The organism is Bacillus sp. JK74 (genome assembly GCF_053663395.1).
This window is the reverse complement of record NZ_JBSJQB010000002.1, coordinates 896,774-922,534: the sequence shown is the minus strand read 5'-3', so window position 1 is coordinate 922,534 and position 25,761 is coordinate 896,774. Positions and strand designations below refer to the sequence as shown.

The following is a 25,761-nucleotide window of genomic DNA, read 5'->3' as shown; positions in this document are numbered from 1 at the left end:
TGATCATTGTATAAATGAGGTGAAATGAAAAAGAAAAATAATATTTAAATAGTAATTTAAGACTAAATTACAGCTTTAAAAGGTGATTTTTAGCTATATTCAAAAAAAACCTGTCGTTTTCCAATGACAGATGATAGATTATTAGTATAAATTTTCAAGAAAAGGATTGGAGGCTGCACATCATGTGCCAGAAAACACACGCACCCTTAGAAAGCTACGAAGTAAATCGTTCAACCATCGCTGTTTTGCCTGAGGAAATAGACGGTAAAATGGGGTCGAAGGTCATTGAAAAAGATTGCATTCTGTATGTCAGCATGAAGCCGATTCACATCATCGACAGAAGCTGCCGCTACTTTGGCTCCAGCTATGCCGGGAGAAAAGCGGGAACATATGAAGCGATTAAAATTTCTCACAAGCCGCCGATTATGGTGGACCCTTCAAATCACATCTTTTTATTCCCTACACTTTCTTCTGCAAGGCCTCAATGCGGCTGGATATCTCATGTGCACGTTAAAGATTTTCAACCGACGGCATTTGATGACACAGCGGTCACGTTCTCAAACGGCAAAACGATGGAACTGGAAGTATCCTATCATTCTTTTGAAAATCAGGTTTACAGAACCGCCTATCTCAGAACCACTTTTCAGGACAGGATGGGCAGTCATATCCCGAAGCGGCAGGAATTCATGCTGTATCCGAAAGAAGAGCGGACAAGAATGATCTACGACTTTATTTTGCGGGAGCTGGGGGAGAGATATTAGAGAAAGCTGTGATGTGAAGGGACGGGCCCTTTCCTTTTGGGAAGGGCTTTTTTCGATTTACATGCCCGGATAGAGTTGTATCGTGTCCGTCTGTTGGCTATGATGATGTAAAGAGTAATGATATTTCATTTTAGGAGAGATGGGCATGGATGTGTTTGCAAAATATGTATCAGAAATCGATAACCCGGATCACCGTCTCAAAGCAGAGGAAATTTTGTCGTGGACGGCTGACCAATTTCCGAACTTAGAAGCACAGATCAAGTGGAACAAACCGACATTTACCGATCACGGCACCTATATCATTATGTTTGCCGCGGCAAAAAATCATTTGAGCATTTTACCTGAAAAAGAGACGATGGAGCATTTTGCCGATGACATCGCCCAAGCCGGGTACAGCGCTTCTTCACGCCTGTTCAGAATTCGGTGGACTGATCCGGTGCACGATGATCTGCTTAAGAAGATCATCGAATTTAACATCAAGGAAAAAGCTGAAAATCCGGGGTTTTGGCGCTAGCGGACGTGATGTTGAAGGAGGAAGACATGGACGTTTTCAAAGACTATTTATCAAGTATCGACAGCCCTGATCATCGTCTGCGAATGGAGGAAATCCTGTCATGGACGGCTGAGCAATTCCCGGGTTTAACACCTCAGATCAAGTGGAACACGCCGATGTTTACCGATCACGGCACGTTTATTATCGGCTTTGCGGCAGCAAAGCATCATGTAAGTGTTTCCCCCGAAGAAGCTGGAATTGCGCATTTTGCCGACGACATTGCCCGTGCCGGCTACAGCGCTACTTCCCGTTTGTTCAGAATTCAATGGACTGAACCGGTGCATTATGAGCTGCTTGAAAGCATGATTCAATTCAATATCCAGGATAAGGCGGACTGCTCAGCGTTTTGGCGGAAATAATGAAAGAAATGTTAAAAAACAACCCTGAGGAGGGCTGTTTTTTTATTAAACGTAATCCGAAAAATAAGGGATTTGCGTATCCGGCAGACCCTCACGAAACGCACGATGACAGAAATCGTGCGTCCAAAATTCTTTATTTGACGACAGACATGCTGACGCTGCTGCCTGACACTGTCAATTTGGCAAAATCCTGTGTATCAATCACAGGGGTGACTGCTTTATTGTCGATCGTGATGTTCGTAAAGGCTGTTGAGAAGTTTGATTTGATGTAAGGGCGCTGATCCTCTGATGTGACCGCGACGGTGGCGAGCGCTTTCCATTTTGAGACAGAGCCTACATTTGTTTGGGCGAGTTCTGAGATGATGCGGCCGGTGTATCCGTCATTATTCGTGCCCCAATATGTGGCGCGGGTATTGCCGTTCAGATTTTTGTAAATGGTCAGCTGTACGGTGCTGCCGGGCCGGAAGCCTTTCGTATAAGTGAATTGGCTTTCTCCTTCCAGATACCGGACCTGGCCTTGTCCCTTTGAACCGACTTTCATGATCGGTTTCCATACATGATAGGTGTCACTGTACTGAAGCCCGATATCAGCCTCTGTGCCTCCGGTAAATCCTGAGTAAATATAGGCTGTCCCATTTGACACCTGAATCGAGCTTGGAAGCTGAATTTTCGTGACGAGAACTGAGCCCGTGCTGTTCAGATAGGCCCTTCCGCCGATTCCTTTACTGAGCTGGGACGCCGCTTCCGCCGTATTTGGACTGATCACCCCCGGAATATCCGCCGTACATGCGCCGAATAGAACGGCTGTAGTGAGAACACCCGCAACAAGCCCTTTTTTCATCATCATTTCTCCTCCTATCATCATAGTCAGATAGCGCTATCAATTCATATTATAAAAGGTTTTGGGAAAAATTCCATAAAAGATATACGGGCGGACATAAATTAAAACTATTTTCCTATTTATCTTGTAAATGGAGATTATTTGAACTATGATATGTTCAGCCATACAACATGATTCAGGAAAGGGGATAGGATAGAAATGAAAAAGACGGCAGCTGTGCTTTTGTCTTTCGGCCTGGTGTTCGGTTGTTCATACGGAGCGGGGCAGACGGCAGAAGCGAAAACAAAGGTAAAAACGTATCAAAACTGCAAGGCGCTGAATAAGGTGTATAAGGGCGGCGTGGCCAAATCGTCGAAAGTGAAAAACAAGGGCGGCAGAACAAAGTACAAGCCGTATGTATCAAAAGCGCTTTACAATGCAAATAAAAGACTTGACCGGGATAAAGACTATATCGCATGTGAGAAATAAAAAAACAAGCCTCTTTAAAGAGGCTTGTTTTTTTAAATGGATTCGGCGGTGACGGCGGTTCCGTATCCGATTAATTCGGATGTGTTCTGTCCTGCGGTCAGTTCGAACCGCAGGCCGACGATGGCGTTCGCTCCGAGCTGCTCCGCCTCTCTGATCAGCCGCTCTTTCACCGCTTTTTTGGAGTCTTCCAGCATTTCGGTATAGCTTTTCAATTCGCCGCCGACGACAGATTTTAAGCCTGCAAGCAAATCTTTTCCGATGTGACGGGACTGGACGATACTGCTTGTCACTAAGCCTTTTACTTCCGTAATCTGTTTTCCGGCGACGGTTTCGGTCGTTGTCATGATCATGCGGCTTTCCCCCTTCATGTGTCTTACCGCTATTTTATCATTAAGCCGCCTTTTCGGCTGCGCTGATTTGTTTTTTTCTGACTGCGGCGCTGACTGCAAACATGACGGCAATGTTCAGAACCAGCGCGATGATGCCTGTATTCATATCCTTAACGATCTGCGGAAGAAACGGAAAGAGGGTTCCGACGGTTGATTCGGTCAGCGTAATGAAGGCCACCGTTCCGACCCCGGCCGTTATGCCGGCAAAAGCGCCGTGGCTTGTGATGAAACGCCGCTTCGGCAGGCTGAATAAGAGGGCGGGGAAAAGCTGGGTGACAAGGCTGTAGCCCATTAAAAGCAAGGTGACGATGGTATTTCCGCCTTTCAGCGTAAAATATACGGATATCAGCGCGATGACGGGTACGGCGTATTTTGCGAGCCGTGAGACTTTTTCGTCAGTCGTGCCGGGCCGAATGGCTTTGTACACGTTTTTGGCGAACAGCGTGCTTGAGGCCATTAATATCATTGAACCGGGCACAAGCGCCGTCAGAATGCCCGCCGATCCGATCAGTCCGACAAACCAGGGATCAAAGGTTTTCACAGACAGCTTTAATAAGGCGAGATCCGTGTCCGCCCCTTTTAAACCGGGCACCTGCAGAATCGCCGCAAATCCGGTAAAGATGACAAACAGCAGGACGAGCTGATAAAGAGGCATGATGATCGCGTTTTTCCGAAACACCCGCGGATGCTCCGCCGAATAGGAAGCGGCAAAGGTATGAGGCCACATATAAAAGCCGAGGGCGGTCAGCAAAACCGTTGAGCTGAACCAGGAAACGCTCTGTCCGGTTTCCGGCAGCGTGAGAAAACCGGGTTTTGCGGCGTCAATTTGTTTGAACATCTCCGTAAACCCGCCATAGTAATGAATGGGCAGATAAATGCCTAAATACAGGACGATGCCTAAAATCATGATATCTTTGACGACGGATATCCACGCTGAACCATGGATTCCTGAAATCATCACATAAATCGTGATGGAGACAGCGCCGATCCAGACAGCGGCGGAGGGCGGAATCTGTCCGTATGATGTTGCTGAAACAATTAATCCGAGCCCTTTCAGCTGCAGAACGAGATAGGGGATGAGGGATGCGATGCCGACGAGCGATACGAGAATGCCGAGGAGCGGGCTGTTGTATTTTGAAATAAAAAAATCTGATTGCGACATCAGTTTGTGTTGTTTGGCGTAAGTCCACACGGCTGGCAGAAGCCAATATGACAAAATGTAGGCAAGGCAGCCGTACGCGATAATATAAAAGGCCGGGCCTCCTTTTCCGTAAGCCCATCCGCTTCCGCCGAGGAATGTAAAGGTCGTGTATATTTCTCCCGCCATTAATAAAAAGACAAACATCGTGCCGAAGCCGCGTCCGCCCACCGTCCATTGTTCAAGGTCCATGCGTTTTCCTTTTCGGGCCCGGATTCCGAGATATACACAAAACAGGAGCACGGCGGCCATTACGGGAAATGCTGCGTTCATTCCGTCTCACCCGCCTTGTTTTCTTTGTCCAATTTGTAAACGGCGGCCATCAGAACGGAAGTCAGCACCGCCCAGATGACGACATATGCGAGAATGAAAGGCATTCCGAAAACATAAGGCGTCACCCGGTTGGCAAATGGAATGCCGGCGAGAATTCCGAAAAAGGGCAGGGCGGCGAGAACATGAATCAGTTTCATAACATTCCTCCTTTTCATTGAAAACAGCGTGTCCCGATTATAAAGAAAATCATGTCGAATGTATAGTGTGAATAGTCTGAAATTTATCAGCTGAAAAGGAAAAGCAGTCCCTGATGCTTTTTAAATGGTCGCAAGAGACAGGTAATATTCCAATAAGGCGGTTACCTGTTCCCGTATTCTCGGGTTGAAATAACGGTGTTTTTCTTCATAGCCGTTAATGGTGCATATATAAAGCGTAAATGCTTCGTCTCTTTCCGCTTCGTATATTTTAATTTTACGCTTTCTTAACTCTTTTCGAACATCACTCAAATCCTTTTGTGCTAATTTTAAAGAGCAGCTGATAAGCTGTTTATAGGGTTGTTTTAATTTGAACGGGCACGAATCAAGCGCTTCGAGGTCCCGGTTCAGGATGGCAGCCGCCATGGGCAGAAACAGCCCTTTTTCGATGAGATCGCGGGTGCCGCTCCGAATGTCAGGCATAAATACTCCTTCTTTCTTAAAAAAGAGAACATTTGTTCTTATTTTATACTCGCTTACACGATATTTCAAGTCGGAAAATCTCGTAAACATTTTCGTTTTTTGGAGATAATGTGTAGAATAAGGATAGACAAACTCGTTAAGGAGTATAAACGTTGGAGCAATTTTTATCATATTTGACTGAGGAACAGCTGACGGAATGGTTCCAAAGCTATAGAGCTTTCGGCCCGGCTGCTGCGGCTGTACTGCCTTTTATTGAAGCGTTTCTTCCGTTTTTGCCGCTCGTTGTATTTGTGGTGGCGAATACGAATGCATTTGGTTTGTGGGAAGGTTTTTTTCTGTCATGGCTCGGGTCTGCGTCAGGATCGATGCTGATGTTTTATGCCGTCCGCCGTTTCGGACAGAAGAGAGCTTTCGGTTTCATCCGCAGGCATCAGACCATAAGGCGGATGATGCTCTGGGTTGAGCGGCACGGTTTCGGTCCGCTGTTTATTTTACTTTGCTTCCCCTTTACGCCGTCCGCTGCGGTTCATATCGTTGCCGGTCTGTCACGGGTGGGAGCGCTGCAGTTTATATCAGCAGCCGCTATGGGGAAAATGGTTATGATTTTTATGATCAGTTTTATCGGGTATGATCTTCACGCACTCATTACACAGCCTTTCAGGATGGCGGGCGCCATAATGGTGATCGCGGTGCTGTGGTATGCCGGAAAGCATATCGAACGGCGTTTACAGACGAGAATCAGTCAGCATGAGAAAGACGGAGGGAGACAGGAATCTTGAAAAAACGATTTTGGTTTATAGCCGGCGTGCTTATCGTTGTTTTGGCCATACAATTAAAGAATGCCATTTTTATTGATTATAAAGTCGAAGGAATCAGCATGAATCCGACCTTTAAACAAGGAAATGAGCTGATGGTCAACAAGTTTTCCCATCGTTACAAAACGATCCGCCGTTTCGATATTGTTCTGTTTAAAGGCCCGCACCGCAAAGTGCTGATCAAACGTGTCATCGGGCTCCCCGGCGAGACAATCGCATACAGGGAGGATCAGCTGTATGTGAATGGAAAACGGGTGGCGGAACCGTTTTTAAAACCGTTAAAGTCATCATTGTCCGCCGGGAGCCATGTGACCGGTGATTATACGCTGAAGGAAACGACCGGGCGCAAAAGCATACCGAAGGGACAATACTTTGTTATTGGCGACAACCGCATATACAGCCTCGACAGCCGTCATTTCGGTCCGATTAAGGATAAAGACATTGTCGGAGTCATCAGTGAATCAGACGCCAAGTGAACGGCGTCTTTTTTTCGGAAATGATTGTAAAAAAACAGAGGAAAGACTATAATGAAAATTGTTACGCACGAAACAAAAAAAGGAGGCGTTTTATTTTATGTTTTTTGTTACGTGTGCAACAAAAATACGAAAGAGGGCTGATGAAATGAAAACACAGGCTGCCATTATCGGGGGAGGTCCGGTCGGGCTTATGCTTGCATCAGAACTGGCGCTGGCCGGAGTGAAAACGACTGTCATTGAACGATTGAAGAAGACGGTGCCATATTCCAAAGCGCTTATCATGCATCCGCGCACACTTGAGCTTTTTGCCATGAGAGGCATATTGGAACGCTTTGTGGATCAAGGGACGAAGGTGTCTTCCGGCCATTTTTCCATGCTGGATACACGGCTGGATTTTTCTCGGCTGGATACGAAGCAGAATTATTCGTTAATGCTTCCTCAGGCAGAAACGGAGCGGATGTTGGAGGAGTATGCATCAAGTCTCGGCGCAAATATCATCCGCGGGGCGGAAGCGGTGGCTGTCACCCAGACGGATGACGGAGTGGAGACGGTGTTCCGGGACGAAAGCGGAATCCGCACTCTTCACAGCTTATATGCCGCGGGTACAGACGGAGCGGGGAGCATTGTCCGGAAACAGGCGGGCATCGCTTTTTCGGGCACTGATGCCGACTTAACAGGAACCCTTTGTGATGCCGTTTTGAAACATCCGCCCGAATCTTCCTTTTTTTCAACGTGCCGCCTGGAGGGATCGGTTGTGATTATCCCTCTTACGGACGGACTTTTCCGCGTCCTCATCGTTTCTCCGCACGTCCTGCAAAAGCGGAAGGAAGAGCCGGTCACCGAAAATGAGCTGAAAGAAGACCTGCGGCGGATATGCGGCACTGATTTCGGATTGAGTGATCCGGTATGGATGTCGCGGTTCGGCAATGCCGAGCGTCAGGCTGAGCAGTACCGCTCCGGCCGGGTTTTTGTGGCTGGGGATGCGGCGCACATTCATTTTCCCGCAGGCGGCCAAGGCCTGAATACGGGGCTTCAGGATGCCGTCAATCTCGGCTGGAAGCTGGCGGCGCAAATGAAGGGAAAAGCGGCGCCTCATCTTCTGGACAGCTATCATCAGGAAAGGCACAGCACAGGAAAAGAAGTGCTGCACAATATCAAAACGCAGATCAAGCTCATGGATTTTACCGAGTCGGGGATGGCATTAAGAGAAACGATGACCGCTTTGCTGGATTTTCAGGAGTCCAACCGTTTATTGGCGGGAAAAGTATCCGCGCTTGATCTGCATTATGAACCGGATGCGGAGCTGCCGCCGCATACCCTGAACGGAAAACGCCTGCCGGATATCGAACTGACCCTTCATGACGGGCGGCCGGCCCGGCTGTATGATTTTCTCCGCAAGGGCGGCTTTGTGCTTCTGTCATTAAGAGGGAGCATTCCCGCCGGTATTGATACGGAAAGCGTGGCGGCAGTCAGGGCGGAGCTTGCTGAAACACGTGCCGATTGGAACGACGTCCACACCGTTTTAATCCGGCCGGACGGCCATGCGGCATGGGCAGCCGGCGGCTCGGGACGTGAAGCGGAAGAAGCCGTTCTGGCCGGTTTGGAGAGATGGGGATTATTCATCTGATAACCTTTTTATGCGTCTGTGTGATTGTTTCTTGTGTAACAAAACGTTATAGTAAAAGAAACAATCAATACGGAAGGGTGACTCAGCAGTTGGACAGAAGACAGCCAGACCATGCAAAACACATGATTCTTGAAGGGCTGACAGATATTTTTCACGAGCAGGAGAGGTGCCAGGAGGATATCAGGGCGTCGTTGGCCGGACGGATGGATGAACTCCGTGAAGGAAACGGGAAAAAGTTACAATTGACCTTGACGGAAATTCACATTTTGTCGTGTATCGGAGATCATGAACCGATCAATGTCACGTCAATAGCGGAAAAAATGAAGACGACAAAGCCGACCGTGTCGAGAAGCTGCGCGAAGTTTTTGGAAGCCGGCTTCCTGCGCAGAACCCGGCTGAGCGACAATAAAAAAGAAGTCTATTTCCGGCTGACTCCTGCCGGGAAAGAGCTGCATTCCCTTCATCATGAATATCATGAATTGATAAAAAAGCGGCTCTTGGCGTTTTTAGACCGCTATACAGATGAAGAACTGTTATTTGCTGAACGGCTGTTCCGTGATCTTTCAGCAAACTGGCGGTCTGTAAATGGCGGCGGAGAGCTGTTCAAATAAAAAACACGCATATGGATGCGTGTTTTTTTATTCGGATCATGTTCCTCTTTCTGCCCGGCCTCTTTCGCCGTGTGCCCGTTTCAGCTGAGAAAGGTGGTGCAGCAGCCGATAGAAGGGCGGAAGCATGGCGATGACGAGAACGATCCGGATGACCTGAACCGCGACGACGAAAGTCGAGTCTTCGTGCAGGGTAATCGAAGTCGCCGCCATCTCGGCGATCCCGCCGGGAGAAAAGGCGAGAACAGATGTAATCATGGAGATGCCCGTTAATTTAGAAACCGCAACCGCGCTCAGAATCATGGCGGCGATTAATCCGACGGAAGAAATAAACCCGACGGTCAGCACTCTCGTCACGCCGGTGAACATGCTTTTGTACATTTTTGATCCGATTGTGGCGCCGAGAAAAATTTGTGACAGCTGGTTCGCTTCCGGCGGCCACCAGGCCAGCATGTCTTTGCCCGCCAAGGCGGACACGCCGATTTCCGCAGCAGCAACGCCGATCATGCTGCCGAGCAGCCAAGGGGCGGGAAATTTCAGCCGTTTTGCGCCTTTACTTGCAAGCCAGGCAGCCAAAATAAATCCGGCCGTTAACAAGACGGGAGTAAGGCCCGGATGTGAAGCTCCTGCCGAAACGGCTCCGGCTGATGTCTGAGCCGCACCGTTTTGTTTGGTAAATAAGAAAATGACGAGAAACGGTATTGTCATGACGACCAAAAGGACGCGCGTCAGCTGAATAAGGCTTACAATCGCGGTGTTTGCGCCGACTTCCTGGGCGATACCGGGCATGGCGGATAAACCACCCGGCGCCGTGCCTACAAAGCTTGTCATCATGTCCGTCCGGCTGAACCGAAAGAGCACATATCCGGAAACAAGCGCCATCACGATAGAGAAAATCAGCATGAAGCCTACCGGAAGCCAATGCTCCCGTAAAACCGACAGAACGGACAGGTTCAGTTTCTGGCCGAGTTCGATGCCGAGGATCATTTGTCCCGCCGCAAGCCATCTGCGGTGAATCCCTCTTCTGTCAGGCGCCATGAACAGCCAGCGGGGCCTCGTCATGGAGAGGATGCAGCCGGCGGCAAGCGTTCCGAGCATCCAGGCGATCGACATCCCTGTGAGCGAAAGAAGAAACCCCCCTGCCGCACTGATGAGAATAAACCAGATATCCGTAAGGAGATGTTTGTCTTTCTTCAATGAAAACCCTTCTTCCTGAAACATTCATATTAAATTGTTAAGCTCGTTAACCTTACTATTACTATAGTATAGATTTTGAGATAAATAAATAATGAATTATTTCTCATAATCCATTCATTTTTCTTATCGAAAACACAAAAAAAGCTCCGGAGATGGGTGAGTGCACCCTACTCCGAAACCTCGCCCGCTTTTCCTTTCCACACAAGCGTCAATCCCAGACCGAGAAATAAAACCACACCTGCGAACAGAAACGGGAAGTGAATATTCATATCAAATAAAATACCGCCCAGAGCCGGGCCGAAAATGGTGCCCAAACTCGTGTATGTTGAGTTCATACCGGCAACAAACCCCTGCTGATTTCCTGCGATCTTCGATAGATAAGTAGTCAGTGCCGGGCGCAGTAAATCAAACGCAAGGAAAATGATGCAGGTGACAGCGAGCACGGGCAAAAACCCTGACATCAGCGTAGAAACGAAAGCCAGCACAGCGCCGATGATCAGACAAAGCTGAATGACTTTTTTCTCCCCGAGGAAGTTGACAAGTCTGCCGAACGCGAGCACTTGAATGAGGACTGCCACAATGGAGCTGAACGTAATAATAATGGCGATATCCTTTGGCGTGAAGCCGAATTTATGGTTTGTAAATAAGCTGAATACCGTTTCGTACGCCGACAGCCCGAATGCCAAAACAAAGACGATGATAAAGGCGATCAAGTAGCTTGGGTGAATCGACTTTTTCAAATCTTTTAAGAAGGTTGATTCTTTGGCGCTTTCCATCTGCTTTGCACGTTCTTCTTTAGTTAACGGCTCTTTCAGCATAAAGACAGAGGAAATCACTGCGATAAATGCAATTCCCGCCGCAAAGAAAAACGGCATACGAACGCCGTGATCGGCAATAAATCCTCCTATGCCGGGCCCGATGATAAACCCTGTGCTGATGGCGGCAGATACATAGCCCATCGCCTTCGATCTTTCCTGCACCGTCGTAATATCTGCGACATACGCTGTAACAGCGGGCATGATAAAAGCGGCACTGATGCCCCCCAGCACCCTTGCGAAATATAAAATGGAGACATGTGTGCCCAATCCGAAGGTCAGTTCGGATAATGCGAATAAAAACAGTCCGGCGAGAATCATGATTTTTCTGCCGAAGCGGTCAACCCATCTCCCCGCAATGGGGGATGCAATTAATTGCGCGACGGCGAAGGCAGCGACAAGGTATCCCATTGTGCTGCCCGTCAAGTGCATCACATTCATAAACAGCGGCATAACGGGAATGATCAATCCGATGCCTAAAAACGCAATAAATATGTTGCTTAATAAGATGATGAGTACAGCCTTTTGTTCTCTGATCGGTTTTTGCATGTTGTTTCTCCTTTGTCAGCTGTCATTCTGTTTATCAGCGTTGATCGACCCGTGAATAAACACGGAGATGGCTTCTTTTTGCAATTCGATTCTTTGCTGAATGGTATCGTTTTTATATAACACATCTAAACCGTAGAAGACGGATAGCAGGATTTTTACTTTTGATTCGACATGAGGAATGGACCAGCTGCCGTCTTGATTTCCCTCTTCTAAGATCTCTCTCATCACATCGTCATATTCAATATCAATTTTGTTGAGCCGCTTTACGACCTCCTCTGACGTAAACGCACTCGCATAAAACTCTTCACTTGCTCTCATAAGCGGGTAATTGATGCTCATCCGGCTCAGCAGCTCCGCAAAGCCCGTCAGCTTTTCGGCAGCATCTTTCAGATCGGATTCCATTTCCCTCCACGTCTCGATCATCACGCGGTGATCCTCTTCCATGATATGAAGAAACAGAAACTCTTTTCCTTTAAAATGGTGATATAGATTGCCTTTACTGATCTCGGCCGCCTCTAAAATATCCCGAATCGATGTTTCTGAATATCCTTTTTTTGCAAATAAGTCACGCGAAGCGGATATGAGCCTGTTCTTCGTCTTTTCGCTCTTTCCGGCACCGCCTTTTGTATTTGTCACTTCACACAGATCCTTTCCGCCTCATTCATATCGTTGTCCCGGCAAAGCGGGTTCGGGTCGTTTAAAACCGACCAGTTGGTTTATTTTATTATAAAGGGTTTTTGCTGACTATACAATGAAGAAGTTATCCATTGTTTAGTGGAAGTATAAAAACGGCTCGAAAAATAAACCCCATTCTCTCCTGTTGAAAGAACGGGGTTTGTCAGCCGTCTGAAGACTCCCGGCGGGGGAGCGTGATCTGCCTGAATCGTTATTTTCCGGTATTTACCTCGGTGTAGCTTGTGTTCGGCGCGTTTGATACCGTTCCCCCTGTATGGTGGAAAGGAGAGTGGGCCATATCGTATAAAAACCAGACGGCATGACGCTGCTCGTCAAATGCCGTGCGGGCAAATAACCGTTTCGCTTCCGGATGCACCGCTCTATCGGATGCCTGCAAATAAAAATCATTCGTTTTCTGCTCATCATAAAACGCCGCCCTCAGTCCTTCTCTGTATGTGTGCGGACAATGCTCCGTCTGTTTCGGCGTCAACTGTTTTCCGGTAATTGACGTATACAGTGAAGAGAAAGCGTGCATGTGGCGCACTTCTTCCTCTCTGATATGTTCGATTCGTCTTCTGATTTCTGCGGTCGGCGCTTTTTCGGCTAATATTGAGTAGCAAATCACAGCGCTGTATTCACCGTTTATGGATTTTACCAGATCCTTTATAAGCACAGAATCGTCACTGCAGATGGCTGTATAATGAAAAAAATTCTCGTGCATTGGACTCACCCCCGGATGTTTATAGGGTATTATACGGCGGCAGCCCGTGACATGTGCGGATGTCATTCTTATTCTTATTCTTGATCCAGCGGCGATGTAATATGGTCGTCGTATGTGTCGACAAAAAGCCGGCCGTTGCTTCCGCGCACAGCGTATACGACGTCTTCCGGTTTGAGGTTTCTCTTGTCCAATTCTTCTCTCAGCCATTTTTCCGATACGTGGTTTTCTTCCAGATTTTTCATCACCAGCCGGCCGTCCATAATCAGCTCAACGGCAAAGTTCTTTTCATGTCCGGCAAAGATGCCGAGATCCTGTCTTGTAACGGGCGCAAATTCCGGTTTGACCTCCACTGACATGCTGCCGTTTGTTTCAATGATGGCAGTCTGAACCTGAGAAATGTCAAATACATCATTTTCACGAAGCTGCTGGTTCAAGTAGTCGAGGGTATAGCGCATCGTTTTCATATTATGCTCAAGTATTTTTCCGTTTTGAATGATAATGGTCGGTTTGCCCGCAAAGAAACCCCTGGCGGTTCTGTTTTTCATAGAAAGATATGCGACGAGATAAATAATGACCACGAAAATCGTGTAAGCACTGACAGTAAAATGAATCGGCAGTTTTGTATTAAACGACAGATTTGCCGTGATGGCGCCGAGGGAGATGGCCGCAATGAAATCAAAAAGCGTCATCTGTGAAATGGTTTGTTTTCCGAGTATACGGGCGCCGATAAACAGAATGCTGAACGACAGAATCGTTCGCACAATCACTTCGAGATATTCTGACATCATATTTAATCCTTTTTTTCTTTAATTTGGTCAAAAACGATATATTTTAAAACAGTCATCCCGTTTTTACCAGCAGATGAGATTGGTCATTTTCGTCAACTTTCGATAAAATGTAGAAAGATAAAAAGAGAGGGGTCTTCTAATTTGGGTGTTGAGTTTTTAGTAGGCAGATCGGGGAGTGGGAAAACGAGGCTGATTATCGACAGCATTCAAGATGAACTGCGCCGGGAGCCGTTCGGGAAACCGATCATTTTTCTAGTCCCGGATCAAATGACGTTTTTAATGGAATATGAGCTTGCTAAAACGCCGGATATCGGCGGCATGATACGCGCTCAAGTGTTCAGTTTTTCGCGTTTGGCGTGGCGCGTGTTTCAGCATACCGGGGGCATGAATCGCCCGTTTGTGACGACGACGGGTGTGCAGATGCTTTTAAGGAAACTGATTGAAGAACATAAGCACGATTTTAAAGTGTATCAAAAAGCGAGTGACAAAGCCGGATTCACTGAGCAGGTGGAACGGATGCTGACAGAGTTTAAGCGATACTGTATTGAGCCTGAAGACGTCCGCCGCATGGCGGAAAGCGGAACGGCGTCAGAATATCGCGGAGAGCGGATGCTGTCTGAAAAACTTCATGATTTAGGGATTTTATATCAGCAGATGGAAAGAAGCCTCGCCGGACACTATTTGCATTCAGAGGACTATTTGACGCTGCTCGCTCAGCAGATTCCTTTGGCGGACGTTGTAAAAGGCGCCCGTGTTTACGTCGACGGATTCTATCAATTTACGCCGCAGGAATTAAGGGTGCTGGAGCAGCTGATCATGCATGCTGAACATGTCACATTCTCGCTGACGGCGGACAGCCCTTCGGCGGAACAGGCACCGGATGAGCTCGATCTGTTCAGAATGACGGGAAGCACATACTATAAGCTTTATCAGACGGCAAAGGAATTGAATGCCGATATTTCCTGCAAGGAACTGCATGGCACGAAGCGGCATCGGCATGTGCCGGAGCTTGCCTGTATAGAGTCGCAGTACGATGTGCGTCCCGCCGCGGCATATACCGGCGGACAGGAAGCTTTTACCGTCATGCAGGCGCAAAACAGAAGAGCTGAGCTTGAAGGTATTGCCCGGGAAATTCAATCGCTTGTCCGGGACGGAGGATACCGGTACAAAGATATGGCGATTCTCATCCGCCAGCCGGAAGATTATAAAGATTTGCTGAAGGAAGTGTTTGCCGATTACGGGCTTCCTTATTTTATTGACGGAAAAGCTTCTATGCAGCATCACCCGCTTATTGAATTCATCCGTTCAAGCCTGGATGTCGTGAAGGGGAACTGGAGATATGAAGCGGTGTTCCGCTGTGCGAAAACCGAACTGTTATTCCCGCTTGATCAGCCGGAGCAGAACATAAGAGAGCAGGTAGATCAGCTTGAAAATTACTGTATCGCCTACGGCATTAAAGGGGAGCGCTGGACGAACGGCGAGCGGTTTGTATACAGGCGCTTCGTATCGCTCGATGAGGATTTCGCGCAGACGGATCAGGAAATCGAGATGGAACACATGCTGAATGAGACGAGAGAGTGGATAGCTGCACCCCTTGTCCGGCTTCAAAACCGGATGAAAAAAGCGAAAACGGTTCAAAGTATGGCGGAGGCTCTTTATCTCTTTTTGGAAGATACCGATGTTCCCCTGAAGCTGGACCGGAAAAGGCAGCGGGCCGAAGAGGCCGGAAACATGATCGAAGCGCAGCAGCACGGCCAGGCGTGGGACGCCGTTATCCAGCTTCTCGAGGAGTTTGCCGGCATGATGGGTGAAGATGAAATATCTTTAGCGCTGTTCCAGCAAATGCTTGAAACGGGAACGGAATCGCTTCATTTTTCTTTAATTCCTCCTGCGCTTGACCAAGTATTTGTAGGGAATATGGATCTCTCAAGAATATACGGCACGTCCTGCACATTCGTCATCGGGGCCAATGACGGCGTTCTTCCGGCGCGCCCGGATGAAAACGGCGTGCTGTCTGATGATGACCGGGAGTGGCTGAAAGCAGTCGGAGTGGAGCTGTCTTCCGCGGGGCGTGAGCGGCTGCTTGATGAGCATTTTCTCATCTATATGGCGCTGTCGAGTCCGTCTGACCGTCTTTATGTGTCATACCCGATTGCCGATGCGGAAGGAAAAACGCTCCTGCCGTCAATCGTTGTAAACAGGCTTGGCGAGCTGTTTCCCGATCATCAGGAAAAGCTGTCAGCGGCTGATCCCGAGCAGGTAAGCGAAGAAGAGCAGCTTCAGTATCTCGTCAATAAACAGGTGGCTCAGACGTATACGGCAAGTCAGCTCAGGCTGTGGACAAGAGAGTACGAGATCAGTGACGTATGGTGGAGCGCATACAATGTGCTGATGAAAGAGTCTGATCACCAGCGTGCGAAAAAGCTGTTTTCAAGCCTGTTTTTCCGCAATGAGGCGAAGCGTCTTGAACGGCCTGTTTCGCGCCAGCTTTACGGCGAGCATATTAAAGGAAGCGTCTCCCGGATGGAGGCGTTTAATGCCTGCCAGTTTTCTCATTTTGCATCTCACGGGCTGCAATTAAAAGAGCGGCAGTTTTTCAAGCTGGAAGCGCCGGATATCGGCCAGCTGTTTCACTCCAGTCTGAAGCTGATTTCAGACCGGCTTCGTGAGCAGAAGCTGGAATGGCGCGATCTGACGAAAGATCAGTGCCGGAATTTCTCCTATGAAGCGGTGGAACGGCTTGCGCCAAAGCTGCAAAAAGAGATTCTGCTCAGCTCAAACAGACACTTTTATGTGAAGGAAAAACTGCAGAAGATCGTCACGCGTGTTTCTGGCATATTAAGCGAGCATGCGAAGGCGAGCGGTTTCGTCCCGGTCGGTCTTGAACTCGGTTTCGGCGGAAGCGGACCGCTGCCTCCGCTCACTTTCACGCTGAAAAACGGCTGTACGATGGAACTCGTCGGACGGATCGACCGCGTGGATAAAGCGGAAAGTTCAAAAGGCCTGCTGCTGAGAATCGTTGATTATAAATCAAGCGACAGGGGGCTTGATCTGGCTGAGGTGTATTACGGGCTCGCTCTGCAAATGCTCACATATCTTGACTTATCGATTACACATTCTGCGGATTGGCTCGGCATGAAAGCGACCCCGGCAGGCGTTTTGTATTTCCATATCCATGATCCGATGATTCAGGCCAGTCTGCCGATGGGGCTTGATGAAATCGAGCAGGAAATTTTCAAGAAATTTAAAATGAAAGGCCTTCTCCTCGGTGACCGGGAGGCGATCAGCCTGATGGACACGACTTTGGAGGAAGGGCGTTCAAATATCGTCAATGCCGGTTTGAAAAAGGACGGGTCTTTAAGATCCGACTCAGCGGCGGTCAGCGAACAGGACTTTCATCTGCTGACAGACCATGTGCGGCGGACATTTGAACAGGCGGGCGAAGCGATAACGGACGGACTTGTGTCCATTACCCCGTATAAGCTGAAAGATAAGACGCCTTGTACGTACTGTGCGTTTAAATCGGTGTGCCAGTTTGATGAGTCGCTTAAGGAAAATGAATACCGCAGCCTGAAAGCGGAAAAAGACGGCACCATACTGGATTGGCTGAAAAAGGAGGCGGATGATGATGCAAATTCCTAAACCGAAAGACAGCATATGGACGGATGACCAATGGAGCGCCATCGTTTCTTCGGGCCGCGATATTCTTGTCGCTGCCGCAGCCGGATCAGGTAAAACGGCCGTGCTCGTGGAACGGATGATCAGAAAGATAACCGCGGAGGAAGATCCGGTTGATGTTGACAGGCTCCTTGTGGTGACCTTTACAAACGCCTCAGCAGCAGAGATGAAGCATCGGATCGCGGAAGCATTAGAAAAAGAGCTCGCCAAAAATCCGGGATCTCTGCATATCAGACGGCAGCTCTCTCTATTAAATCGGGCGAGCATTTCGACGCTTCACTCGTTCTGTCTGCAAGTGCTTAAAAAATATTATTATATGATTGATCTTGACCCCGGCTTTCGCATGGCTGACCAGACGGAAGGCGAATTGCTCGGAGACGAAGTGCTTGATGAGCTGTTTGAAGATGAATACGCAAAAGGGAATCAGGCGTTTTTTGAGCTTGCGGACAGATATACGACAGACAGGCATGATCTGGATCTTCAAGACCTTGTCAAACGGGTGTACGAGTATTCCCGGTCGCATCCTGACCCGGAAGCGTGGCTGCAGAGCTTTGTCCGTCTGTATGACGTGACGGAAGAAAGCAAAATGGAAGAGCTTCCGTTTTACCAGTATGTGAGAGAAGATGCGGAAATGGCGCTCTTCGGGGCAAAACAAAAGCTTGAGAAGGCGCTTGAACTGACAAAAGCGCCCGGCGGGCCGGCCCCGCGCGCTGATAATTTTCTGGATGACCTTCAGCAGATAGAAGAGCTGATCAGCTGCCGGCATGACTTCGATGCGCTGTATGAACGGGTTCCCGCAGTCTCATTTAAGCGGGCGAAGGCGGTAAAGGGTGATGAATTTGACAAAGCGCTTTTGGACGAAGCGACCGATTTGCGAAACGGCGCGAAGAAACTGATCGAAAAGTTAAAGACCGATTACTTTACAAGAAGTCCGCAAGATCACTTGAAGAGTTTAACAGATATGAAGCCTGTCATCGAAACGCTCGTTCAGCTCGTGATATCGTACGGAAAACGATTTGAAGCGGCGAAACAAGAAAAATCAATTATTGATTTCTCAGATTTGGAACATTACTGCCTGGCAATTTTAACTGCAGTTGATGAAGAAGGCCGGCGGGTGCCGAGCGAAGCGGCCGTTTATTATCAAGACCAGTTTCATGAAGTTCTGGTTGATGAATATCAAGATACCAATCTTGTGCAGGAGTCTATCCTGCAGCTTGTGAAAAGCGGGGATGAACAGGCGGGAAATCTGTTTATGGTAGGCGACGTCAAACAATCGATCTACCGTTTCAGACTTGCTGAGCCGCTGCTGTTTCTCGGGAAATATAAAAGGTTCACAGAAAGCGGGGAAGGCGCGGGGCAGAAAATTGACCTGAACCAAAATTTCCGCAGCCGTTCCGATATTTTGGACAGTACGAATTTCTTGTTTAAGCAGCTGATGGGCGGAAAAATCGGCGAAGTGGACTACGATGAACAGGCGGCATTGAAGCTCGGCGCATCGTATCCGCCGAATGACGCGGCAAAAACGGAACTGCTGCTGATTGACAGCGCTGATGACGCAAGCAGCTCCGAGGATGCCGAAGACTTTGAAACCGTGCATTGGGAAGCGAAAGCGATAGCCGGGGAGATCCGAAAGCTTGTCTCATCTCCGTTTAAGGTCTATGACGGGAAAACAAAAACACACCGGAATATCCAGTACCGGGATATCGTGATTTTGCTGCGCTCCATGCCGTGGGCGCCGCAATTAATGGAAGAGCTGAAAAACCAGGGCATTCCGGTGTACGCCAATTTGACGTCGGGTTACTTTGAAGCCGTGGAGGTGGCTGCGGCGCTTTCAGTCTTGAAGGTGATTGATAATCCGTATCAGGATATTCCGCTTGCTTCCGTGCTGCGCTCGCCCATCGTCGGCTGTGACGAAAATGAACTTGCGCTGATACGCCTTGAAAAGAAAAAAGCGCCGTTTTATGAAGCGCTGAAAGCATATATAGCGAACGGTGACAGGCATGATGAACTGTATCAAAAACTGAGAACCTTTTATGACAGTCTGCAAAAGTGGCGGTCATTTTCGACGAATCATTCGGTGTCTGAGCTGATTTGGGAAGTATACCGCGATACCGGATATTTTGACTATGCAGGCGGCATGCCCGGCGGAAAGCAGCGCCAGGCCAATCTGCGCGTCTTGTATGACCGGGCGCGCTCGTACGAAGCGACGGCGTTCCGCGGGTTATTCCGCTTTTTGCGGTTTATTGAACGGATGCAGGAGCGCGGCGATGATCTGGGGACCGCCCGTGCGCTCAGCGAGCAGGAGGATGTCGTTCGGCTGATGACGATCCACAGCAGCAAAGGACTTGAATTTCCCGTCGTTTTCACCGCCGGACTCGGCAGAAGTTTTAATATGATGGATCTCAACAAATCATACCTGCTTGATAAAGAGCTCGGTTTCGGCACGAAGTATATTCATCCGGAACTCAGAATCAGCTATCCGACTCTTCCGCTTGTGGCGATGAAGAAAAAGATGCGCAGAGAGCTCTTATCCGAAGAATTGCGCGTATTGTATGTGGCGCTGACCAGAGCGAAGGAAAAGCTGTTTCTCGTCGGTTCCTGCAAAAACCGGGAAAAACAGCTGGCCAAATGGCAGGCGCAAGCAGACCGGGCCGATTGGCTTCTTTCTGAATTCGACCGCTATCAGGCGTCATCTTATTTGGACTTTATCGGGCCGGCGCTCATCCGCCACCGTGACATGGAGGCGCACAGGACGCCGGGACTTTCTTCGACTGAGGATATCGCGCGCGACCCGTCGCGTTTTCACATCCGGATGCTTCAGCAAAGTGAATTGCTGGAAGAGAATCCAAAAGAACGTGCTGAAGAAAAGAGCAAACGTCTCAAAGCGATACAGCAGGGCGAGCCGATTCCTGGTTCGTTTTCATTTGATGATGAGGCGCGCCGTCTGCTTGAATGGGAATATCCGTACCGAGAGCTGACGGCTATCAGAACGAAGCAGTCAGTTTCTGAGCTGAAGAGAAAGCAAGAATACGAGGATGAATACAGCGGCCGCTCTCTCATCAAACCGTCAGGAGACACGCTTTTATACAGGCGTCCCGGTTTTATGATGAAAAAAGGGCTGACAGCCGCCGAAAAAGGGACGGCGATGCATACGGTGATGCAGCACATACCGCTGACGCACGTTCCGACTGCCGAAGAAGCGGAGCGGACGGTCCGGATGCTTTACGAAAAAGAGCTGCTGACAGAAGAGCAGCAGGAAGCCATTGATATAGAAGAAATTGTCCGGTTTTTCGGAACTGAAATCGGTAAAGACCTTCTCGGGGCGCTGCGGATTGACCGCGAAGTGCCGTTCAGTATGGCGCTTCCGGCCGGCGAGGTGTACAAGGATGCCGAAACGGCCGGTGAGCCGCTGCTCGTGCAAGGGATTATTGACTGCCTCTACGAAACTGCGGACGGTCTCTATTTGCTGGACTATAAAACAGATCGGATAGAGGGGAAATTCCGGAATGGATTTGAAGGCGCGGCTCCGATTCTGCAAAAAAGATATGAAACACAAATCGAATTGTATACAAAAGCGGTTGAACAAATTACAAAAACGAAAGTAAAAGGGCGTGCGCTCTATTTCTTCGATGGAGGTCACGTTCTTACACTGTAACAAGATCCGAAGCTCCTTTTTGGAGCGGATCTTTTTTTCTATCAAAAAGTGAGGTGAATGCGGTATGCGCATTTTACATACAGCTGACTGGCACCTCGGCAAAACGCTGGAAGGCAGAAGCCGGCTGAGCGAGCAGGCCGAAGTACTGGAAGAGCTGAATACCATTGTCAAGGAAGAAAACATTGATGCGGTCATTATGGCAGGGGATGTATTCGATACGGTCAACCCGCCTGCGCTCGCTGAACAATTGTATTACGAAAGTCTTTCCGCGCTTTCTGACGGCGGAAAACGCCCGGTTGTCGTCATTGCCGGAAACCATGACAATCCCGACAGGCTGGCGGCGGCTTCTCCGTTAACAAATGAGCGCGGCATTCATTTAATCGGCTATCCGCGGACAGAACCCGTGCATATTGAGGTGCCGTCGGCGGACGAGCTGTTAGCCGTAGCCGCGCTGGCATATCCGTCAGAGGCGAGATTAAACGAAGTGCTTTCCGATACGTTTGAGGAAACGCTTCTTCGCGATCATTACGATGTGAAAATCAGAGAGGCGTTTGCTCACATGTGCGGACTGTGCCGGAACGATGCCGTGAAAATCGCGGCGAGCCACATTTATGTCGCGGGGGGAAATCAGACCGATTCAGAGCGCCCGATTGAAGTCGGGGGCGCTTACACGGTCGCCGCTGACAGCCTGCCGGCTGATGCGGCTTACGTGGCTCTCGGCCATCTCCACCGTCCGCAAACGATCAAGCGCGCCAAGACGGCTGCCCGTTATTCAGGCTCTCCGCTCGCATACAGCTTTTCGGAAGCCGGTTATGCCAAATCGGTGACGGTGGTAGAAGCGAAGCCCGGCGGAGAAGCGAAGTGGGAAGAGATTTTCCTGTCTTCCGGTAAACCGCTCGTCAAATGGAAAGCGCAGGGGCTGGGCGAGGTTCACGGCTGGCTTGATGAAGGGCGTGACCGGAATGCCTGGATCGACCTTGATATCCATTTGACGGATCAGCTTTCTCTCGAGGAAATTCATCGGCTGAGAAAGGCGCATCCCGGTTTTATCCATATCAGGCCGGTTTTTGAAGAAAAAGAGACCGAAAATGACCGGATTGAAGTGAAACACACATCAATTGAGGATCGATTTAAGAAGTTTTATGAAAAACAAACGGGCGGCGGTGTGCCGGATGAGGAGATGGTCAAGCTGTTTTTAGAGCTTGCGTCAGCAGATGATGAGGAGGATGCGACATGAAGCCGATTCTGTTAACGATAAAAGGGCTCCACAGCTTCAGGGAGGAACAGACCATTGATTTTGCCGGACTGTCAGGAGCCGGGGTGTTCGGGATTTTCGGGCCGACCGGAAGCGGAAAATCGTCGATCCTTGATGCCATGACACTCGCTTTATACGGAAAAGTGGAGCGCGCCGCAAATAATACGCACGGCATCCTGAATCATGCCGAAGATCAGCTCGCCGTCTCATTTACATTCGCGCTTCAATCCGGCCACCGGGTTTCCTACAAGGTCGAGCGCGTTTTTAAGAGAACGGATGAAACGAAAGTAAAAACCGCCCTCTGCCGCCTGATTGAAATCAAAGACGAACAAACGGTGCTGGCCGATAAAGCGAATGAAGTGAACAAAAAGGTAGAGGAGCTTCTTGGCCTGACCATTGACGACTTTACAAGAGCCGTCGTGCTGCCGCAAGGAAAGTTTGCCGAGTTTCTGTCGCTTAAAGGCGCGGAAAGAAGACATATGCTCCAGCGCCTGTTTAATCTGGAACAGTACGGGGACAGGCTTGTCAAAAAATTGCGGCGGCGGGCGCAGGAAGCGGCAGCGAAAAAAAATGAAATGCTGGCCGAACAATCCGGCCTCGGAGACGCAGGAGAAGATGCGCTGAAGCAGGCTGAACAGCAGTTTCACGAAGCGAACGAACGGCTTGAAGCAGCTGAGAAGAAACGGGTCCGGGCAAAAGAGCGTTTTGAAAATCACCAGGAAATTTGGAACTTGCAGACAGAAAGAGATGAGTATGAGCGCCGGGAGAAAAAGCTCGAGGAAAGACGCCCGTACATCACGGATTTGACTGAGCGTCTTAAAGAGGCGGAAACAGCTCTCGCCCTTGAGCCGTACGCAGACCGCTGCACAGAAGCCGTCCGCCGGAAGCAGCGCGCCGAACAGGAACACGAACTGGCCAAACGGAAATCAGAGGCGGAAACCGTTTCATTTACCCGGCAAAATGAAGCCTATGAAGCATGGCGGGCCCATAAGGCCGAACAGGAGCCGAAACTTGTCAAGGAAGAAGAGCTGTATCAAAGACTTTCAGCCATTGAACAAAAACTGCTTGAAGCGAAAAAAGAAGCGGAAAAAACAAATGCGGAGCACAGCAAAAAAGAGGAAGAATACGAAGCCGCCTCGAAACAGCTGGCCGCAGTGAAAGACCGCCTGACCCGCGGTCAAAACAGGCAGAATGAGCTGAAAGAAGAGCTGAAAGCAGTTCAAGTGACCGCCGATGAACGGAAAAAATGCCAGACCGCAGCACAGCTGGCGGCAGGCTTTCAGCAGACACAGGAACAAATCACGAAAGAGCGGGCTAATCTGACAACGCAGCTGAAAAACGTGGAGAAGCTCAACGGAGAAAGCGAGTCGCTCACAGCGAAAGCGAAAACGGAAGAGGAAGACATTACGCGCGCTTATCAAACGCTGCAAACCGTTTACCATATGGTCTGTGAAACGGAACGTTCACTGAAAGCCGCAGCCGAACGGGCTGAAAAAACGCAAGCCGATCTCCGCAGGCGCTCAGAGGAAGCGAGAACGGCCGCATTAACAAAAGAATTATCGGAAAAACTGATCGAAGGAAAGCCTTGTCCTGTATGCGGCTCGACGCAGCATGACCGCCCGCGTTCCGCTCATGAAACATTCTCGCCTGATACCGCTGTGCAGGAACATTTGCAGCAGGTGGAAGCACTGCTTTCTGAGGCGGCGGCTCTTTCTCAGGAAGTGCTGACAGCCAAGGTTGCATTAGAAGAACAGTCGGGGCGTTTTACCGAAGAATGTCCGTTTCTGCAAAGCGCCCGGGTTCCGGAGCTGGAAGCCGCTTCTTCCATCAGCGGACGCCCGCTTGATGAAGCGTTCAGCGCCGTCCGCTTGGAATGGAAACAAATGAAACAGGATATGCTGTCGGTAAAAGAGAAGGTCACAAGACTGATCAGCGCGCATCAGCAGACGGTGAAACAAGCTGAGCAGCTTGCCGAACGAATCCGCTACGAGGAAAAAGAAGCCGGCCGTCTCAGACATTCATTAGAAGAGCTTGAATCGCTGTCAAAAAGCCGATTGAATCAGTACAACGAAGTCTGCGGTGATATTCCGCCAAACCGGATTGACGCCTGGCAGGCTTCGATAGATGAGAAGGACAGACAGGCAGAAGAATGTGAGAAGCGCATTGAAACAAGCATCGCATTCCTCAAGGAACATGAAGAGGAGAAAGAACGCCTGCAGGAGATGAAGCATCGTCTTGAACGGGAACGGCTCGAGCTTCACTATGCGTCTGAGCGCCTGCAGCAGGTGATTGACGGATATGAACAAGAGCTCGGAACAGCAGCTGAAGAAACATCAATTTCCGCAAAGCTTGAAGCGGTGCGGCAGGAATTACAGCTGTTAAAATCGAAAGAACAGTCCCTATTCGATGCGCTGAAGCAGGCGCAGCAATCACTGAATGACGCAAAAGGCAGGGAATCCGGGAGTCTCATGTCACTCAGGGATGCTGAGACCTCCCTTGAGAAAGCGCAAAACGACTGGCGCGTGAGGTCAAAAGACACCGGGTTTACCGAGCCGGACCAAGTTAAAAAAAGTCTGCTTCCGCAAGGGCGTGCAGAGGAAATGAAAAAAGAAATTGATGAGTTTCTGGACACCTCAAAACAGCTATCGGCAAATATCAGCCGTGTTACTGATAAATTAGCCGAGCGCCGGATATCGGAGGAAGAATGGACAGCATCGGTTTCTCTGCTGAAGCAGGCAGAGGCTGAGTCAGGCGCCGCCATGGAGGAAAAAGGGGCACAGGCAAAAGCCTTCGCGGTTATGCAAAAACAGCATAAGCGCTTTAAAGAGATTGAAGCCGAACTGAAAAGCTGGCAGACACAGATTGACAGGCTTGATAAGCTCCAGTCTGTATGTAAAGGCAATACATTCGTCGAATTTTTAGCGGAAGAACAGCTGGAAAGCGTGGCTCGAGACGCCTCTGCCCGTCTCGGAGCGCTGACAAGGCAGCGGTATGCCATATTAGTCGATTCAGAAGGCGGTTTCGTCATGCGTGATGACGCGAACGGAGGCGTCAAACGGCCCGTATCAAGCCTTTCCGGCGGGGAGACGTTTCTGACATCGCTGTCGCTTGCGCTTGCCTTGTCCGCCCAGATTCAGCTGCGGGGGCAATACCCGCTGCAATTCTTTTTCTTAGATGAAGGATTCGGGACTCTTGACCAAGGGCTCTTAGACACCGTTGTCACAGCGCTCGAAAAGCTGCAATCGGACAACTTATCCGTCGGAGTGATCAGCCATGTGCAGGAGCTGAGAGCGCGTCTGCCGAAAAAATTAATCGTTCATCCGTCCGAACCGGGCGGGAAAGGCACCCGGGTCACATTGGAGATCATGTAGAAAGGAGAAGGA

The 25,761-nt window shown here is 49.3% G+C and carries 22 protein-coding genes; 12 read left to right on the top strand and 10 right to left on the bottom strand.

Annotated elements, in window-relative coordinates:
- Positions 1–182 precede the first annotated feature (182 nt).
- The 3 genes from ACWJJ5_RS09120 to ACWJJ5_RS09110 all read left to right on the top strand — a co-directional run bounded on the left by ACWJJ5_RS09120 (position 183) and on the right by ACWJJ5_RS09110 (position 1,673).
- A complete protein-coding gene (locus tag ACWJJ5_RS09120; RefSeq protein ID WP_003155179.1) occupies positions 183–761 on the top strand; it encodes a competence protein ComK in 579 nt (192 codons plus the stop codon).
- Between the two features lie 145 nt (positions 762–906).
- Positions 907–1,275 (top strand): iron chaperone, encoded by a 369-nt coding sequence (locus ACWJJ5_RS09115; protein ID WP_063174179.1) that lies wholly within the window; start codon positions 907–909, stop codon positions 1,273–1,275.
- Between the two features lie 26 nt (positions 1,276–1,301).
- Entirely contained in the window at positions 1,302–1,673 is a 372-nt protein-coding gene (locus ACWJJ5_RS09110; protein ID WP_077722024.1) for an iron chaperone, read from the top strand.
- 133 nt (positions 1,674–1,806) lie between these two features.
- On the opposite strand, the gene ACWJJ5_RS09105 is transcribed toward ACWJJ5_RS09110, so the two are convergent.
- Positions 1,807–2,517, bottom strand: coding sequence for a YrpD family protein (locus tag ACWJJ5_RS09105; protein WP_003155170.1), 711 nt, complete (start codon positions 2,515–2,517; stop codon positions 1,807–1,809).
- A 195-nt stretch (positions 2,518–2,712) separates the two neighbouring features.
- Between ACWJJ5_RS09105 and ACWJJ5_RS09100 the strand changes: the two genes are divergently transcribed.
- Positions 2,713–2,982, top strand: coding sequence for an excalibur calcium-binding domain-containing protein (locus ACWJJ5_RS09100; protein ID WP_003155168.1), 270 nt, complete (start codon positions 2,713–2,715; stop codon positions 2,980–2,982).
- A gap of 32 nt (positions 2,983–3,014) precedes the next feature.
- On the opposite strand, the gene ACWJJ5_RS09095 is transcribed toward ACWJJ5_RS09100, so the two are convergent.
- From ACWJJ5_RS09095 to ACWJJ5_RS09080, 4 genes are all read right to left on the bottom strand, one after another.
- Positions 3,015–3,332, bottom strand: coding sequence for a YbjQ family protein (locus tag ACWJJ5_RS09095; protein ID WP_003155166.1), 318 nt, complete (start codon positions 3,330–3,332; stop codon positions 3,015–3,017).
- A 40-nt stretch (positions 3,333–3,372) separates the two neighbouring features.
- Positions 3,373–4,842 (bottom strand): sodium:solute symporter family protein, encoded by a 1,470-nt coding sequence (locus tag ACWJJ5_RS09090; protein ID WP_317461360.1) that lies wholly within the window; start codon positions 4,840–4,842, stop codon positions 3,373–3,375.
- The gene (locus ACWJJ5_RS09085) at positions 4,839–5,039 is read right to left on the bottom strand and encodes a DUF3311 domain-containing protein (protein WP_003155162.1); all 201 of its coding nucleotides are present in this window, start codon (positions 5,037–5,039) and stop codon (positions 4,839–4,841) included. The genes ACWJJ5_RS09090 and ACWJJ5_RS09085 overlap by 4 nt, the downstream gene beginning before the upstream one ends.
- 120 nt (positions 5,040–5,159) lie before the next feature.
- A complete protein-coding gene (locus tag ACWJJ5_RS09080) occupies positions 5,160–5,519 on the bottom strand; it encodes a hypothetical protein (protein ID WP_012117241.1) in 360 nt (119 codons plus the stop codon).
- Between the two features lie 152 nt (positions 5,520–5,671).
- Here ACWJJ5_RS09080 and ACWJJ5_RS09075 point away from each other — a divergent pair, with 152 nt between their 5' ends.
- From ACWJJ5_RS09075 to ACWJJ5_RS09060, 4 genes are all read left to right on the top strand, one after another.
- Positions 5,672–6,298, top strand: coding sequence for a TVP38/TMEM64 family protein (locus ACWJJ5_RS09075; protein ID WP_003155159.1), 627 nt, complete (start codon positions 5,672–5,674; stop codon positions 6,296–6,298).
- On the top strand, positions 6,295–6,810 hold the full coding sequence (gene lepB, locus ACWJJ5_RS09070; RefSeq protein WP_077722026.1) for a signal peptidase I: 516 nt from the start codon (positions 6,295–6,297) through the stop codon (positions 6,808–6,810). The genes ACWJJ5_RS09075 and lepB overlap by 4 nt, the downstream gene beginning before the upstream one ends.
- 97 nt (positions 6,811–6,907) lie before the next feature.
- The gene (locus tag ACWJJ5_RS09065; RefSeq protein WP_341276233.1) at positions 6,908–8,437 is read left to right on the top strand and encodes a monooxygenase; all 1,530 of its coding nucleotides are present in this window, start codon (positions 6,908–6,910) and stop codon (positions 8,435–8,437) included.
- 89 nt (positions 8,438–8,526) lie between these two features.
- Positions 8,527–9,048, top strand: coding sequence for a MarR family transcriptional regulator (locus tag ACWJJ5_RS09060; protein ID WP_033574497.1), 522 nt, complete (start codon positions 8,527–8,529; stop codon positions 9,046–9,048).
- A gap of 36 nt (positions 9,049–9,084) precedes the next feature.
- Here the strand turns inward: ACWJJ5_RS09060 and ACWJJ5_RS09055 are convergent, their stop codons facing one another.
- The 5 genes from ACWJJ5_RS09055 to ACWJJ5_RS09035 all read right to left on the bottom strand — a co-directional run bounded on the left by ACWJJ5_RS09055 (position 9,085) and on the right by ACWJJ5_RS09035 (position 13,790).
- Positions 9,085–10,242 (bottom strand): AbrB family transcriptional regulator, encoded by a 1,158-nt coding sequence (locus ACWJJ5_RS09055; protein WP_025284526.1) that lies wholly within the window; start codon positions 10,240–10,242, stop codon positions 9,085–9,087.
- Positions 10,243–10,409: 167 nt separating this feature from the next.
- On the bottom strand, positions 10,410–11,606 hold the full coding sequence (locus ACWJJ5_RS09050) for an MFS transporter (RefSeq protein WP_058906688.1): 1,197 nt from the start codon (positions 11,604–11,606) through the stop codon (positions 10,410–10,412).
- Positions 11,607–11,621: 15 nt separating this feature from the next.
- Positions 11,622–12,242, bottom strand: a complete 621-nt coding sequence (locus ACWJJ5_RS09045; protein ID WP_071392022.1) for a TetR/AcrR family transcriptional regulator — start codon at positions 12,240–12,242, stop codon at positions 11,622–11,624.
- A 250-nt stretch (positions 12,243–12,492) separates the two neighbouring features.
- Positions 12,493–13,002, bottom strand: coding sequence for a ferritin-like domain-containing protein (locus ACWJJ5_RS09040; protein ID WP_014304752.1), 510 nt, complete (start codon positions 13,000–13,002; stop codon positions 12,493–12,495).
- 74 nt (positions 13,003–13,076) lie between these two features.
- Positions 13,077–13,790: a DUF421 domain-containing protein gene (locus ACWJJ5_RS09035; RefSeq protein WP_077722028.1), complete on the bottom strand. Its 714-nt coding sequence runs from the start codon at positions 13,788–13,790 to the stop codon at positions 13,077–13,079.
- Positions 13,791–13,931: 141 nt separating this feature from the next.
- Here ACWJJ5_RS09035 and addB point away from each other — a divergent pair, with 141 nt between their 5' ends.
- From addB to sbcC, 4 genes are all read left to right on the top strand, one after another.
- Entirely contained in the window at positions 13,932–17,432 is a 3,501-nt protein-coding gene (gene addB, locus ACWJJ5_RS09030) for a helicase-exonuclease AddAB subunit AddB (RefSeq protein WP_454022360.1), read from the top strand.
- The gene (gene addA / locus ACWJJ5_RS09025; RefSeq protein WP_454022387.1) at positions 17,419–21,123 is read left to right on the top strand and encodes a helicase-exonuclease AddAB subunit AddA; all 3,705 of its coding nucleotides are present in this window, start codon (positions 17,419–17,421) and stop codon (positions 21,121–21,123) included. Before addB ends, addA begins: the two co-directional genes overlap by 14 nt.
- Positions 21,124–21,187: 64 nt before the next feature.
- Positions 21,188–22,360 carry an exonuclease subunit SbcD gene (sbcD, locus tag ACWJJ5_RS09020; protein ID WP_454022359.1) on the top strand — a complete coding sequence of 391 codons (1,173 nt, stop codon included), beginning with the start codon at positions 21,188–21,190 and terminating at the stop codon, positions 22,358–22,360.
- Positions 22,357–25,749, top strand: coding sequence for an exonuclease subunit SbcC (gene sbcC / locus ACWJJ5_RS09015; RefSeq protein WP_454022358.1), 3,393 nt, complete (start codon positions 22,357–22,359; stop codon positions 25,747–25,749). Before sbcD ends, sbcC begins: the two co-directional genes overlap by 4 nt.
- Positions 25,750–25,761: the final 12 nt, after the last annotated feature.